A 15034-nucleotide genomic window follows, 5' to 3' on the forward strand; every position below is an offset into this window, starting at 1 on the left:
CATATCCGTTGTTACAGCTTCACTTCTTTTTCCCCGTCGTTTACGCCTTTCATAAAGGTGACCAGGCCTTTCATGTAGGTGGACTGGTCATCATAGAAGGCCATGTGGCTGCCTTTGGGGCAATACAGATAGGAGCCATTCTGTACTTGGGTAGCCATCCATTCCATGTGTTTGGGGTCCATGGTGTCAAACTGTGCTCCTATAGACAGGGTGGGCACAGTGATGTTTTTCAGATCGGCTTTGCGGTCCCATTTCTCCAGCTTGCCGGAGATCCCGAACTCGCTGGGGCCTTGCATGGTCACGTAGAAAGACTGGTTCATTTTTGCGAAGGAGCGGTTTACCGGTTCGGGCCATTCCTCCAGGGGCAGGCGCAACACGTGTTTGGCATAGAAGTGCGGCATGAGCAACTCCATGTATTTGGGGTTCTGGAAATCTTTGCGGGCCTCAATGTCCCTTACCTGGGCCAGCACCTGCGGGTCCATCTGCTTGGCCAGGACTTCATCGGCGTACTTGCCGTAGTCAATGGCGCTGGCCATCATGTTGGAGATAATGAGGCCTTTCATGTTTTGCTGGTATTTGAGGGCGTACTCCATGGCCAGAATGCCGCCCCAAGAATGCCCTAACAGATAGAAGTTCTCCGGTCCCAGGTTCAGCGCCTTGCGCACCTGCTCCACTTCCTCTACGTAGCGGGGAAGGCTCCACATGGTAGTGTCCTGGGGGTTGTCTGAGTTGCCGCAGCCCAGTTGGTCATAGTAGATGAACTCAATGCCCTCAGCAGGCAGGAAGTTTTCCAGGCACTCAAAATACTCATGCGTGGCCCCAGGACCGCCGTTGAGCAACATCAGCTTCATCTTGGGGTTGTTGCCCACGCGCTTCGTCCAGACGTTGAATGTGCCCTTAGGGGTTTGAATGGGCACCATCTTCACCCCGCCGTCCTGCACGCCTTGTTCTGGATTGGCAAAGTAGTCGCTGGTGGGAGCGGCGGCTGTTTCTGCGGTGTTTTTCTGGTTTGAGCAGGAAAACAGAAGGGAAAGAAGCAGCAGGCAGGTGCTTTGCAGAAGTCTGGTCATGGGTAGGTGGTTAGTTGGATGAGAGACGCCTTGGCTGTAGATAAACTGTATCTATGCCCCGCCGCTAATATCTTTTTGCTGTATTAAGATATAGACTAATTTGGATACCCCTAAAGCGAACTGCTTCTTTTTCTTTGGCTGCCTACTTAAGAGAATGATTACCGTGTAACTGGTGGTTATGGAGCCATTTTTAAGGAATCAGGGCAAGAACAGGTGGGCTATTCCGCCTGCCCTGGTGCTTGTTGGTGATAACACCAACAAGGGCGAAGGGTAATAGATAAGGCAACCCTTGGATTAGCAATCTTTTTCAGGATAGTCGCTCCTTAGATCTATGGGAAGAACTCAGGCTCGCTCGTCCTGTTTAGTGCCTCAATATCGTATTTATTTTAACGTAAGATCACTATGTGACAATCCACATTCTTTAAACTGCTCAATCGCGCCATTGTTGGTGTTATCACCAACAATTCAGTTATCGCTTCGGTACAACAAACCATCAATGGAGGAACACCAGCATATCACCTTCTTTACAGCCACTATCCTGGAGTGGAAGCACTTGTTGAAACCTGACAAGTACAAGAATATTATCCTGGACAGCCTCCAGTTTCTGGTGAGGGAGAAGCGAGTAAAAGTGTATGGTTTTGCAATTATGCCCAACCACCTGCACTTGCTCTGGAAGATGGAGGAACCACACCGGCGCCAAGACTTGCAGCGGGATTTCCTGAAGTTCACCGGACAACAGTTGAAATTTGACTTGGCAAAGAACCACCCTGAAGCCTTGGAGCGGTTTCGGGTGGAGGCGAAGGACCGGCAATATCAGATTTGGGAGCGGAATCCTTTGTCTATTCACTGCTACTCCGTTGCCGTGACAGAGCAGAAGCTGGAGTACATCCACCAAAACCCGGTGCAGGAGAAATGGAAACTGGCTGAACTGCCGGAGAACTACTATTACTCCTCGGCTAGGTTTTATTTGGAGAACAAGGATGACTTCGGTTTTCTAACCCATTATCTTGAGTAGGGAGCCGTAGTTATGGTTGTTGGTGAGAACACCGACAACGGCGAATATCCACTATCCCGACTAGAGAACCGTAGATTTGGTTGTTGGTGAGAACACCAACAACGGCGGCGATAAAGGCGGCGAAATATCAAAAAAAAATTTCGTAATAGATTTAACAAAGCATCAACAATCCGCCTGTTCCAGGAAAAGGATCAATGAAGATATGCTCAGCTTTCCCCTTCTCCCTTTCTCCTTGTTGGTGTTATCACCAACAAGGACATCTGCGGCCCAAGGAGTATATAACTCACCTGTTTTTCTTTCCGCACATATTTTTTAGCAGAGCCGGAGGAGTAGTAAAAACAGAGCTTTGACAGGAGGATTTCTTAAGATGATATCGAATGTATTTCCAACTTTATAAGTTATACTTGCGAGGTATAAATGAAAAAGGTGTCCCAAGAGGACACCCATTCATTAATAAAACCATTGTAGCAGCTTTGTAATAATGCTGTCAAGGTGGGTTACTATACTTTCAAGAGCTCCAAGTGCAAAGACTGCAATCATCCACTTGGAATTTCCATTGGGCACCGGAGCCTCTCCGGTGCTTTTTCTTTTAGCTTTTCTAGTCACGTCATACTAAGAAGATTAGTTGACTCAAATATAGATACAAATACTACTTGTCTCCTTGCCTGTGAAGCCGAATTTATCCAATTTTCTCACAGCAGTTATCCACATAACAAAACCCTGACAATCAGCAACATAAGATATTATCAAAATTATGAAACTTGAATATACCATTTTACATATGGTTAGATTAATGAGTTATTATAGAAATAATACGGAATTTATATTTACTCCAAAGCTTATAAACGTTTCATAAAAGGATAAAACAACTGCAATACTTTATCCATGTGTTTTCTAACCCTTGTTGGTGTTATCACCAACAAGCACTACTGCGGTTCAAACTTCCCCCAGAAACCAAAAAGAGCCCGGAAACATACGTTCCCGGGCTCTTTTCATGAAATCAGCTGTAAAACAAACCTAGTTCATCAGCTTTTTGTAACGGATACGTTTCGGCTCTACGTCACCCAGGCGTTTCTTCTTGGCTTCTTCGTAGTCAGAGAAGTTTCCTTCAAACCAAACTACCTGTGAGTCGCCTTCAAAGGCCAGGATGTGCGTGGCAATTCTATCCAGGAACCAGCGGTCGTGGCTGATCACCACGGCGCAACCGGCGAAGTTCTCCAGCGCGTCTTCCAGGGCCCGGATTGCGTTCACGTCCAGGTCGTTGGTAGGCTCATCCAGCAGGAGCAGGTTGGCGCCTTGCTTCAGGGTCATGGCCAGGTGCACGCGATTCCGCTCTCCCCCAGACAATACCCCTACTTTCTTCTCCTGGTCGCCGCCGGTGAAGTTGAATTTGCTCACGTAGGCGCGGGCATTCACCTGGCGGCCAGCCAACAGCATGGTTTCGGTACCGCCGGAGATGGTCTCAAACACAGATTTGTTCGGGTCCAGACTCTCGTGCTGCTGGTCTACGTAGGCGGTTTCCACGGTAGGGCCTACGGTGATGTTTCCGGCATCAGCGGCTTCACGACCGGTGATGAGACGGAACAAGGTAGACTTACCCGCGCCGTTCGGCCCGATGATACCCACGATACCGGCGGGTGGCAGCGTGAACGAAAGGTCTTCAAACAGCAGTTTATCGCCGAAGGCTTTGCTCAGCCCCTCGGCCTCAATCACCACATTTCCTAAACGGGGTCCGTCTGGGATGAAGAGCTCCAGTTTCTGCTCTTTCTCTTTGGCTTCCTCAGAGGCCATTTTCTCGTAGTTGCCTAAACGGGCTTTGGATTTGGCCTGGCGGGCTTTCGGGCTCATGCGGGCCCACTCCAACTCGCGTTGCAGGGTCTTCTGGCGCTTGCTCTCGGTTTTCTCTTCTTTGGCTAAACGCTCGGCTTTCTGCTCCAGCCAGCTGGTGTAGTTTCCTTTCCAAGGAATGCCTTCGCCACGATCCAGTTCCAGAATCCAGCCGGCTACTTTGTCTAGGAAGTACCTGTCGTGGGTTACGGCGATCACGGTGCCTTTGTACTGCTGCAAGTGTTGCTCCAGCCACAGCACAGACTCAGCATCCAAGTGGTTGGTAGGCTCATCCAGCAAAAGAACATCGGGCTCTTGCAACAACAGGCGGCACAGGGCCACGCGGCGTTTCTCACCCCCAGAGAGGTTGCCAATCACGGCTTCCCCGGGCGGGGTGCGCAGGGCGTCCATGGCGCGCTCCAGCTTGCTGTCCAAATCCCAGGCACCCAGGTGGTCCAGTTTCTCCTGCACCTCGCCCTGGCGGGCCATCAGTTTGTCAAAGTCCGCGTTCTCATCTGCGAAGGCTTCGTTGATCTCGTCAAACTCCTTTAAAAGGGCCACAGTCTCGGCCACGCCTTCCTGCACAATCTCCATCACGGTTTTGGCGGGGTCCAGCTGCGGCTCCTGCTCCAGGTAGCCTACAGAGTAACCCGGCGAAAAGGCCACCTCGCCCTGGAATTGCTTGTCTACGCCGGCAATCACCTTCAACAGCGAGGATTTACCAGAGCCGTTGAGACCCAGCACGCCAATCTTGGCGCCGTAGAAGAAAGAAAGGTAAATGTTCTTGAGAACCTGTTTCTGCGGTGGGTAAATCTTGTTCACCCCCGCCATGGAGAAGATGATGGTTTCGTTGCTCATAGTGTATGGTATTGATTCAGTGCGAATACTGGCTAGAAAACGTTTAGGGCCCCTTTGCCAAAAACAGGCCCAGAACGAAACCCATAACCTTGTTTATAAAAATCAGTATGCAAACAAATGTCTGGTTGCGTGTATTTTCTGCCAATGGGTACAAATATCGGAAATTTTGGCGGGGCGGGGTTATGATAATTGGCGTTTATTCATAAACTTGTACCAAAATAGACTTTAAATTTTTCAGTTAATTATCCAGTAGATGGAAACCAAAGATTTGTCTGAGGAGGCCCATAAGTACGGCTACATTGAGGGAAACCAAGTGTGGTTGAAGCCATTTATGCACTTTCCGGCTCGCCAGGTTGGCGATGTAAAGGAGGTCCCCGAGGAATCATTGCACTACTTCGCACACCGTTTTGAGAACTTCAAACAAAAGGTAGACAGCCTGCTGGAGAAGATTGAAACCTCTGAGAACAAGGGATCCTTTCTGATGAAGGTGCTGCACCTGAAGGAGCAGATTGAGAAGTATGATGCCATTGGCGATTTTGAATCTTTGCACCAGCGTCTCTCTGCTGCCGAGGAGGAGATAAAGGAAGCCATAGCCCGTAACCGCGACAAGAACCTCTCTACCAAAATCACGCTGATTCAGCAGGCGGAGGCGCTGCAGACCAGCATTGACTGGCAGGAAACCACTGATAAGCTCAAGGAACTGCGCCAGAACTGGATCAAGACCGGCCCGGTAGACAAGACCCTCACCGACGAGTTGGAGGAGCGCTTCAAAACGGCCGTAGAGGCTTTCTTTACCCGCAAGAAGGAATTCTTCCAGGACAAGAAAGACATGCTCTCCCGCACCGTAGACAAGTACAAGGCCCTCATTGCCCAGTCTGAAAGCGTGAAAAACTCTGAGGAGTGGGAAGAGACCAGCAAAAAGCTCAAAGACCTGCAGAACCAGTGGAAAGAGATTGGCGGCACCCTGCCCCGCAAGATGTCCAATGACCTCTGGAACAGCTTCAGGGCGGCCAACAACCACTTCTTTGAGCGCCTCAAAAAGCACATCAACAGCCAGAAGAACGAGTCTAAAGACAAGTACCTGGAAGACAACCTGGAGAAGAAAAAGTCGCTGGTGGCCCAGGCCGAGGCCCTGCTAGACGAACCCGTGCAGCAGGCCGTGCCCAAAGCCAAGGAACTGCAGGCCGCCTGGAAGAAGGTGGGCCCCGTGAAGCAGGAAGAGTCTGACGCCGTGTGGGAAAGCTTTCTGGTAGCCTGTGACAAGATCTTTGAACTGAGCAGCCTGGAGCACTTCATGCGCAAGCGCCCCCTGCCAGAAGGCAAGAACTCTGAGAACGACCAACTGCACGCCCGCATCAACGCCCTGCGTGATTTCATCAAGTATGACAAGCAGGAGCTGGAAGTGCTGGAAACCAACCTGGGCCGGTTAAATCCAAATCCTGGCAATGAGACCTTTAGGGCCATGCTGGAAGGGAAAATCAAGAACTTTAACCGCAAAATCCGCACGAAAAACGAGCTGATAGAGCTTTTGCGCAAAAAGTCTGCGCAGCCAAGTAACAAAACTGCCTAAGTCATTCGTAAGCCGTTAGAAATAATCCAACCTTCTAACGGCTTACGACATGAAGCAATACTTTCTACTATTATTCCTAGTTCTTCCTTTCCTAGCGCACGCCCAGAACACCAAAGGCCCTTACATTGGGGTCACCACGCAGTTCCAGAATACCTGGGTCATCAATGATGAACAGTACGAGGACGTGAACTACAAACACCGCTTCACCACCAAGTGGGCACCCTACGGGTTTGTGGCGGGGTACAAGTTCAATGAGAACCACAACGTGCAGGCAGAGTTCTACCGGTCCCACCAGGGCGAACGGTTTGATCTCATAGACAATAGCGGAAACAAAGCCGGCGAGAAGGAGATAGACCTAGTCTACTACAACGTGCCCCTGTTGTTCAAGTACACCTCTACCGGCACGGTGCGGTTCAACTTTCAGGTGGGCCCCCAACTGGGCATTCTGCAGAAAGGCACGGAACGCAACACCTTCACCCGCACCGCCTCTTACCAGATCAAAGACCGCTCCTTCTCCGTGCCCCAGGGAAATTACCTGCTGGCCAGCACCGAGGAGGGCGACCGCAGCGGCAATTCCCGCGTAGGAGAGTTCAACAAATATGACCTGGGCATCTTGCTGGGCCTGGGCGCCGAATACAGCATCACCTCTAACGTGATCTTGACGGCCAACCTTCGCTACAGCTACAATTTCGTGAACATCCGCAAAGAAGAGCACATTGAAGACCTCACCCGCGACTCAGATTATTATGTGTTGCGCCAGAATATGGTAGCAGGCGTGCAAATAGGTCTCAACTACCTCTTTAACACCGGCGACGGCTCCAGCAGCGCCCGCCACCAGTAATAAAAGCAGCGGATAGGTAAACATTTTATCAGATTGTCCGTTGTGTTTTAGCGTTACCGGAGTGCATTGGATAATAAGAAATATTTGAATTGTCAATCAAAATCTTATTTTTGCAGCCCGTACACCTCCTGGAACCTGTTTGTATAGCTATACTTTAAAAGCGAATTTACTATGTATTGGACACTTGAACTTGCCTCTTATTTGGAAGACGCGCCTTGGCCAGCTACCAAAGATGAATTGATTGATTATTCTATCCGCTCAGGCGCCCCTATGGAAGTGGTAGAGAATTTACAGGCTTTGGAAGACGATGGTCAGCCTTATGAGAGCATTGAAGAAGTTTGGCCGGATTATCCTACCAAAGAAGACTTCATGTTCAACGAGGACGAATATTAATATTCTAATTAGGAATTAAGAATTCAAAATTAAGAATCGGTTCTGCCTTTTTTGATTCCTAATTCTCCTAATTCTTACTTACTTTGAGCGTCTTAGAGATAAAAGAACTGGTTGCGGGGTATGACGAACGTGTCTTGATCCGCAACCTTTCTTTTTTGGTGCCCGCGCCCGCTTTCATTGCCATTATTGGGCACAACGGCAGCGGCAAATCCACCTTCCTGAAGACCCTTACCGGTCATGTCCCGTTCAAGGGCCAGATACTGCTACAGGGGCAGCCCTACGTTTCCCGGGCTGGCACCATTGCCCGCGCCCTTTCTTACCTGCCGCAAAAGAACAATGTGGCTTTCCCTATTCAGGTACGTGAACTGGTCGTGATGGGCCTTTTCCGGCAGAAGCGGCTGTTAGACCATTACACTCCTGCTGACTATGACCGCGTAGAAGCTACCCTGGCGCACCTGCACATCTCCCACCTCAGCCAACGTTCCTTCACATACCTTTCCGGCGGCGAGCAGCAACTGGTCTGGCTCGCGCAACTCATGCTGCAGGACGCCCCCATTGCGTTGCTGGACGAGCCTACCCAGCAGCTGGACGTGTACCACAAGAAAAAAGTTTTTGACCTCATGGCTGGCTGGGTGCGCGAAAACCAAAAAACGGTCCTCTGCATCACCCACGACTTACTCAACCTGCTCCCCCTGGAAGGATACGTGCTCAACATCTCCCAGCCGCAGCCCCAGCTGGAGAAAATCTCACCTGAAGTCATTTTGGCGCACCAACAGTTCCTGGAAGAGAAACTAGCTCCAGCAATTGGCGTCTAACCCAGGCGTAAGAGCCTGTTTTAGGCATTCTTTTCTGAAAACGGAGATAAAACATCTGGCAAGGCTATTTGTTGATTATCTCAATCCTGCCCTTTCCCGGAAGCTTCCTGCAAGAGGAATGCCTCGGCCAGGATCAGGTCTTCCGGCGTGGTGAGTTTGATGTTCCGGAAGCTCCCTTCCACTAGCACTATCTTATGTCCGAACCGCTCCACCACGGAGGCGTCATCGGTGAAGAGGGGGATTTCTGGTTGGGCATAGGCTTTGCGCAGCAAGGGCAACCGGAAACACTGGGGCGTTTGCACCAGCCGGTAGGCAGAACGGTCCACGGCTTTGGAAGTGCCTCCCCGCACCTGCCTGATAGAGTCTTTCAATGAAACGGCCACCACCGCGGCCCCGCTTTGGGCGGCCGTAGCATAGGCAGAGGTTAAGATATCATTGTCAATGAAAGGCCTTACCCCGTCATGCACCGCCACCAGGCCGTCTTCTTCCTCGGCCAGCGCCGCCAACCCATTCTTCACAGACTGGAACCGGCTGTTGCCACCTGCTACCACCTGGTGCGGTAGCGTGAATTGGTGGCGGGCACACAGCTCTTGCCAGGTAGAGATCTCGGCCTCTGGCAACACCACCACCAGCTGCATGCCTGGGTCATAGGCCTGAAACTTCCGGAGGGTGTGCATGAGCACCGGTTGCCCGGCAATAGGCAGAAATTGTTTGGGCTGGGTTGCCTGCATTCTGCTACCGGAGCCACCGGCCACTACCACGGCATACTGCTTGAGAGAAGGTGTGTGCATGATGGCTGCAAGATACGCAATACCGCCAGCCCAGGCCAAGGTGTTTTGCAGGTGTTTTACGGGAAACAGCCCCTAAACACCGCTGGCGCCGCAGAAACGGTTTATTCCCATTCCTGCGGTGCCAGCGGCACCTCAGATGCTTTATTACTTGGAAAACCTTTTGGATTAGAATTCCAGGATGAAGGTTGTCCCTTGGTTCACTTCGCTTTTCACGCTCAGGTTCCCACCCATGGCTTTGGCTTGGGAATGCGCTATGTAGAGCCCCATGCCTTTGCTGTCTTTGTTGTGGTGAAACCGCTGGTACAAACCAAAAATGCGTTCTCCGTAGCGTTTCAAGTCAATGCCCAGACCATTGTCAGAGAAATACAGGAACTCCTTGTCGTCTTTCTTCGCGGCCTTTACCTCAATCACCAGCTTACGGTCTGGCGAGCGATATTTGATGGCGTTGGTGAGCAGGTTCAACAGAATGCTGTGCAGGTAACTGGCGTTGTAATACACGTCTGGCACCTGTGAGAAATCAGTGGTGAGCTGGATATCATCACTGCTCAACAGGCCATCCACAGACACCACCACTTTCTCAAACGCCTCTTGCAGGCTCACCTGCTCTTTGTTGATATGCGGATTATCTTTGATGACCAATACTTCCAGCAGGTCTTCTATGATGGTGTTCAACTGCACGGTAGACTCCTTGAACTTCTGGATCAGAATCCGGTTGCGGCCTTCAGGTATACTTTCAGTGTCTATCAGGTTGGCGATACCGGTGAGGTTGGCCAAGGGCGCACGCAGGTTGTGGGAGGTGATGAACGTGAATTGCTTCAAATCAGCGTTGTTCTGGGTCAGTTCCGCTATGAGCACCTCGCGTTCGCGCTCATAGTTCTTCCGGGTGGTGATGTCGCGCAGCAAAGAGATCCAGTGCGTGAGCTGCTGCTTGTGGTTGTACATGGGAACAAACTGGAGATAGGTCCAGAACCTATGGCCATCTTTGTGGGTGATCTCCAGTTCCACCTCGTTGGCCACGCCTTCTAGCATGCCTTCATATACCTCCTGCAAGACCTTGGTATCTGTCTCGGGCCCGATGAGGAAGGCAGGGTCTTTTCCTAGGATCTCCTGGGCGGTGTACCCGGTGATTTGCGTGAAGGCCTGATTCACATACAGGGCCTCTAATACCTGCGGGTGAGCGGGCGTGGTTTTGTTGATGACAATGGCATCTTTGCTGTTCGCGATCACGGACTCCATGAGCCGCAGCTGCTGTTCCTCAGACTTCCGTTGGGTGATATCTGTGAACAGGGCAAAGATGCTCTCTACCTGCCCCTGCGCATCCAGCAAGGGCTGCACCTGCAACTTGAACCAGAGTTTCTGCCTAGCCTTGGAATACTGCACCAGCTCACACTCCAGCGGCTCATTTCTGGCCAGTTTGCTGTCAATGTACGCCAGGGTGTCTGGGTCTGTCTCCGGGCCTTCCAGGAAGACACCTGGCCTTTTGCCTATCATTTCCTCTGAGGTATACCCCAGCGTTCTGGTCACCGCAGGGTTGATCCATTGAATGGTGAGGTCTGGCTGCATGATGATAACGCCGTTCAGCGTTTCCCGGGCCACCAAAGACAGTTTGCGCAATTCGTTCTCCGTTTCCTTTTGGCTGGTCACGTCTTGCAGGGCCCCTACAATCCGGACGGGGTTTCCGGCCTCATCTCTGATCAGGGTGCCATGGTCTACTACGTGGGCATATTCCCCGTTGGCTTTCCTGAACCGGTATTCTTCCCGCCAGTACTTCAGATCCCGGCTGCTCCTGGCGCTCTGCAAAGAAGCCTCCACCCTTTCCAGATCATCTGGGTGCACCTGGGCTGCCCAAAAGTCTAACTCAGGCCCGAACTCCTTTATTTTATACCCAAACAGCCGCTCAAACCCAACGCCCCAATCAATTCGGTAGTTTACTACGTCTAAGTCCCAGATGGCATCATTGGTAGCCACCGTGGCATAATAGTAGCGTTCGTGGCTCTGGCGCAGCTCCTGCTCTGTCAGTTTGTTTTCCAGGATGAGTTGGAGCAGGTACCGGATGCTTTCCAGCGAGGCTTCTTCTTCCGGGAAAGGCGCTCTTGCTTCTTTGTAGTAAACCGCCAGCGTCCCCAAGACCTTGTCTCCAAACCCTATGAGGGGAATAGACCAACTCGCCTTGATGCCATAAGCCAGGGCCTTGTCCCGCAAGGGCTTCCATTGAGGGTCAGTGGCAATGTCAGTACTCACTACCTTCTGTTTCAGGTACGCCGCCACCCCGCAAGAACCACCCTCCGCCGCCACTTCCATGCCGTTCAGGGCTTCAGAAAACTCCAGGGGCAGCCCAGGGGCAGCTACCATATACAACCGGTCTTCTTTCTGGCGCATGCAGGAACAGAGCATGCCTTCATGCAGTTTCTCCACACCGGAAAGGTAAAAGGAGATGATTTGCTCCAGGGTACTGCCCCGGGTGGCCGCTTTTTCCAGAATTTGCTTGCCCAGCAGTTCCAGCGCCACTGCCCGTTCTTGCTGGGGAACGCCTCCTATGCTAGCCGCGCCCGCGCCCGGAATGCTCTGGGAGGCATCCGCCAGGGCCTTGGCCTGGGCTAGCTCCTGCCTGGTGCTGGCCAACTCCTGCCGCAGGGCCTCCATCTGCGCCTGAACCTGCTGCCAGGCATCGGCCTCCTGGGGGAAAGGGTGTCCAGAAGGGCCTTCATGGGGCGCAAAGGAGGGTACTTGATTAACATTTTGCTTCATAGCATTTCACCATGTACAGGAGGCTTCTGCCTATGAAAGGCTTTCCTATCATAAATATAGAAATTCCCTTCTTTATTTTTACTTTTTCAGGAAAAGCTTTTCTTATAAATACTACCAGTGGGCTGAATGGGCCAAGGGAAGGCTTCTTACAGAAAAACCCAAAAAATCGGTTTATTCCTACCCCAATGGAAAAGGAAGGAGGGCACCGCGGCATAAAAGCGCCCCAGGCAAGGGAGTAACGCCTTTTCACGAAAGACATTGCCAAGCCCACCCAGGTGAAGAGTGAATACCTTGGGACCATGATAAAAGAAAAAGCCCTATCCGTGTTGCGCACGGATAGGGCTTTTTCACAGGGTTAAAATCCTTACAGGATCAACATGACATCGCCGTAGCTAAAGAACTTGTATTTCTCTTTGATAGCCTCTTGATACGCTTCCATAACCAGGTCATACCCGCCAAAGGCAGCGGCCATCATCAGGAGCGTAGACTCCGGCATGTGGAAATTGGTGATCAGGCTGTTCGCGATTTTGAAATCATAGGGCGGAAACACGAATTTATCGGTCCAGCCTTCATTGGGCTTCAGGCGGCTGTTGGCCGAAACAGAAGACTCCAGGGCCCGCATGGTGGTGGTACCCACCGCGCACACCCGCTTCTTGGCGTCCAGTGCCTTGTTCACGATCTTAGCGGTTTCCTCGGCCACAAAGAACTGCTCAGAGTCCATCTTATGCTTGGTGAGGTCTTCCACGTCTACCTGACGGAACGTACCTAACCCTACGTGCAAAGTAACCGGGGTTACATCCACACCCTTTAACTCAAGGCGCTTCAGCACCTCTCTGGTAAAGTGCAGACCAGCGGTGGGAGCGGCTACGGCTCCGGTCACCTCGGCGTACACGGTCTGATAACGCTCTTCGTCCTCGGGCTCGGGCTCCCGCTTGATATATTTAGGCAGTGGGGTTTCGCCCAGGCTGTGCACCACTTTGTAGAATTCCTCGTCTGGTCCGTCGTACAGGAACTTGATGGTACGGCCCCGCGAGGTAGTATTGTCAATCACCTCCGCTACCAGGTCACTGTCACCGAAGTAGAGCTTGTTGCCCACCCGTATCTTGCGGGCCGGGTCTACCAGCACATCCCAGAGGTGAATCCGCTTGTCCAACTCACGCAGCAGGAACACTTCAATCTTGGCGCCGGTTTTCTCCTTGTTTCCGTACAAACGGGCCGGAAACACTTTGGTGTTGTTGGTCACCATCACATCACCATCCTCAAAGTAAGTGATGATGTCTTTGAAGATTTTATGCTCTATCTTGCCACTGTCACGGTGAATCACCATCATGCGGGCTTCATCACGGTTTTGGGCCGGATGCGTAGCCATAAGATCATTGGGCAGGTCAAATTTGAACTCTGATAACTTCATTTTTAATATTACGGTATTAAAATAAATAGCGAAAATAGAGCGCAAAGGTAGACAGTTTGCACTAATTTCTTTTACTTTCAGGCAAATATAAGTGACAATGCCTCTTGAAAGCAGGCTTTAGGCCGGTGGAGCCGTGTAAGAAAATAACCCTTTTCTCTACTAATAAGTTTGTCACACCACCAACTATTTGAGACAGCGGTTTTCCCTTAACAATCCTTACAACCCGTACCTTTCCTTCATGCTGTACTTACGCCTGGTCTATGAGAGCTTTCAGTTTGCGTGGCAAGCCCTGCGGTCTAACCTCTTGCGCACCATTCTTTCCTTGCTGGGGGTAACCATAGGCATTTTCGCCATCATCTCAGTGTTCACCATTGTAGACTCTCTGGAGCGCAGCATCAGGCAGAGCATGAGTTTTGTGGGCGAGCGCATTGTGTACGTGGAGAAATTCCCCTGGATTTTCAAAGACGGCTCAGACATACCCTGGTGGAAGTTCATGCAGCGCCCACCGGCCACCACTCGCGAGTTCAAGTACATGGAAGAGCAGCTGGAGAACGCGGAGGCCGTGGCCTTGGTCTCCAGGCGCGGCGGCAACACCTTCAAGCACCGCAACAACAGCATGAGCGGCATCATGCTGCAGGGCGTGACCAAAGGCTTTAACCTGGTAGCTGAGGTTCCCATTGAAGAGGGCCGCTTTTTCACCCAACAGGAAATTGACGGCTCGCGCAACGTGATCATCATTGGCGCCGAGGTAGCCCAGAACCTTTTCCCCATGGCCAACGCCGTGGGCAACGACATCCGGATACGGGGCCAGAAGTTCACGGTCATTGGCGTGATGGAGAAACAGGGCGCCGGTCTGTTTGAGGGCATGCCCACCAACGACAAGAACGCCTATGTGCCTTTTGGCGCCTTCGGGAAGATGTTTGCCGGCGGCCCCCGGGGCATTCAGCCGGTGCTCATGATCAAAGGCAAGGCCGACGACGTGGGCCTGCAGAACCTGGAGTACGAGGTAAAGGGCAAGATGCGCACCATACGCGGCCTGAAGCCCTACGAGGAAGATAACTTCGCCATTAACCGCTCAGAGATGATGGCCGATGCCATTGGCGAGATGTTCTCTATCATTGGCATTGCCGGCTGGGTGATTGGGGGCTTCTCTATTCTGGTAGGAGGCTTCGGGATCGCCAACATCATGTTCGTGTCTGTGAAGGAGCGTACCAACATCATCGGGATCCAGAAATCACTGGGCGCCAAAAACTTTTTCATCCTGTTCCAGTTCCTCTTTGAGTCGGTGTTCCTGAGCCTTATAGGCGGGGGCGTGGGCATTCTGCTGGTCTCGCTGGTAACCTTTATCCCCATGGGTACGTTGGAGATTATCCTTACGCCCGGCAACATTCTCTTAGGGTTAGGCGTATCGGTGGTGATTGGCGTGCTCTCCGGTATTATTCCGGCGGTGATCGCTTCCCACCTGGACCCCGTGATTGCCATAAGGTCAAAGTAAGCCAACAGGCTGCCCACCAGGCTGCTCACCTAGCCCCCGGGACACCGCAGGCGGGCCAGCGCCTGGCGTTTCTGCCTCTCACCCTAAGAAGTAAACCAAAAACGTATTGTTTCACCTTATTGTGACCTGATGGAAGCTGGTCAGGAGCTTATGCCTGAGCCTGCTTTTTTAGTTGAAGTTAACGTGCCTGTTTACGGCCC

Annotated in this window: 12 protein-coding genes; 6 read left to right on the forward strand and 6 right to left on the reverse strand. The window is 51.7% G+C overall.

Going from position 1 to position 15034, the window contains the following annotated elements; genetic code table 11:
• Positions 1–11 precede the first annotated feature (11 nt).
• On the reverse strand, positions 12–1070 hold the full coding sequence (locus tag FOE74_RS12260; RefSeq protein WP_149098914.1) for a proline iminopeptidase-family hydrolase: 1059 nt from the start codon (positions 1068–1070) through the stop codon (positions 12–14).
• Between the two features lie 496 nt (positions 1071–1566).
• Here FOE74_RS12260 and FOE74_RS12265 point away from each other — a divergent pair, with 496 nt between their 5' ends.
• Positions 1567–2085 (forward strand): transposase, encoded by a 519-nt coding sequence (locus FOE74_RS12265; protein WP_149098915.1) that lies wholly within the window; start codon positions 1567–1569, stop codon positions 2083–2085.
• A gap of 1017 nt (positions 2086–3102) precedes the next feature.
• Here the strand turns inward: FOE74_RS12265 and ettA are convergent.
• Positions 3103–4770, reverse strand: a complete 1668-nt coding sequence (ettA, locus tag FOE74_RS12270; protein ID WP_149098916.1) for an energy-dependent translational throttle protein EttA — start codon at positions 4768–4770, stop codon at positions 3103–3105.
• Positions 4771–5023: 253 nt separating this feature from the next.
• Between ettA and FOE74_RS12275 the strand changes: the two genes are divergently transcribed.
• The 4 genes from FOE74_RS12275 (at position 5024) to FOE74_RS12290 (ending at position 8389) form a co-directional block, all read left to right on the forward strand.
• Complete coding sequence (locus tag FOE74_RS12275; protein WP_149098917.1) at positions 5024–6340, forward strand: DUF349 domain-containing protein; 1317 nt, start codon at positions 5024–5026, stop codon at positions 6338–6340.
• 49 nt (positions 6341–6389) lie between these two features.
• Positions 6390–7181: an outer membrane beta-barrel protein gene (locus tag FOE74_RS12280; RefSeq protein WP_149098918.1), complete on the forward strand. Its 792-nt coding sequence runs from the start codon at positions 6390–6392 to the stop codon at positions 7179–7181.
• A gap of 171 nt (positions 7182–7352) precedes the next feature.
• A complete protein-coding gene (locus FOE74_RS12285; protein WP_022821757.1) occupies positions 7353–7574 on the forward strand; it encodes a DUF2795 domain-containing protein in 222 nt (73 codons plus the stop codon).
• An 83-nt stretch (positions 7575–7657) separates the two neighbouring features.
• A complete protein-coding gene (locus FOE74_RS12290; protein ID WP_149098919.1) occupies positions 7658–8389 on the forward strand; it encodes an ABC transporter ATP-binding protein in 732 nt (243 codons plus the stop codon).
• Between the two features lie 80 nt (positions 8390–8469).
• Here FOE74_RS12290 and FOE74_RS12295 read toward each other — a convergent pair whose 3' ends face one another.
• From FOE74_RS12295 to queA, 4 genes are all read right to left on the reverse strand, one after another.
• Positions 8470–9180: a 2-C-methyl-D-erythritol 4-phosphate cytidylyltransferase gene (locus FOE74_RS12295; protein ID WP_149098920.1), complete on the reverse strand. Its 711-nt coding sequence runs from the start codon at positions 9178–9180 to the stop codon at positions 8470–8472.
• A 165-nt stretch (positions 9181–9345) separates the two neighbouring features.
• Entirely contained in the window at positions 9346–11928 is a 2583-nt protein-coding gene (locus FOE74_RS12300; protein WP_149098921.1) for a PAS domain S-box protein, read from the reverse strand.
• A complete protein-coding gene (locus FOE74_RS12305) occupies positions 11912–12262 on the reverse strand; it encodes a hypothetical protein (protein WP_149098922.1) in 351 nt (116 codons plus the stop codon). The genes FOE74_RS12300 and FOE74_RS12305 overlap by 17 nt, the downstream gene beginning before the upstream one ends.
• A gap of 30 nt (positions 12263–12292) precedes the next feature.
• Positions 12293–13339 (reverse strand): tRNA preQ1(34) S-adenosylmethionine ribosyltransferase-isomerase QueA, encoded by a 1047-nt coding sequence (gene queA / locus FOE74_RS12310; protein WP_149098923.1) that lies wholly within the window; start codon positions 13337–13339, stop codon positions 12293–12295.
• A 238-nt stretch (positions 13340–13577) separates the two neighbouring features.
• On the opposite strand from queA, the gene FOE74_RS12315 reads away from it, so the two are divergent.
• Positions 13578–14834, forward strand: a complete 1257-nt coding sequence (locus FOE74_RS12315; RefSeq protein ID WP_149098924.1) for an ABC transporter permease — start codon at positions 13578–13580, stop codon at positions 14832–14834.
• The last annotated feature ends 200 nt before the right edge of the window (positions 14835–15034 follow it).

This window comes from Rufibacter glacialis (genome assembly GCF_008271745.1).
In the GTDB taxonomy this organism is placed as follows: Bacteria; Bacteroidota; Bacteroidia; order Cytophagales; family Hymenobacteraceae; genus Nibribacter; species Nibribacter glacialis.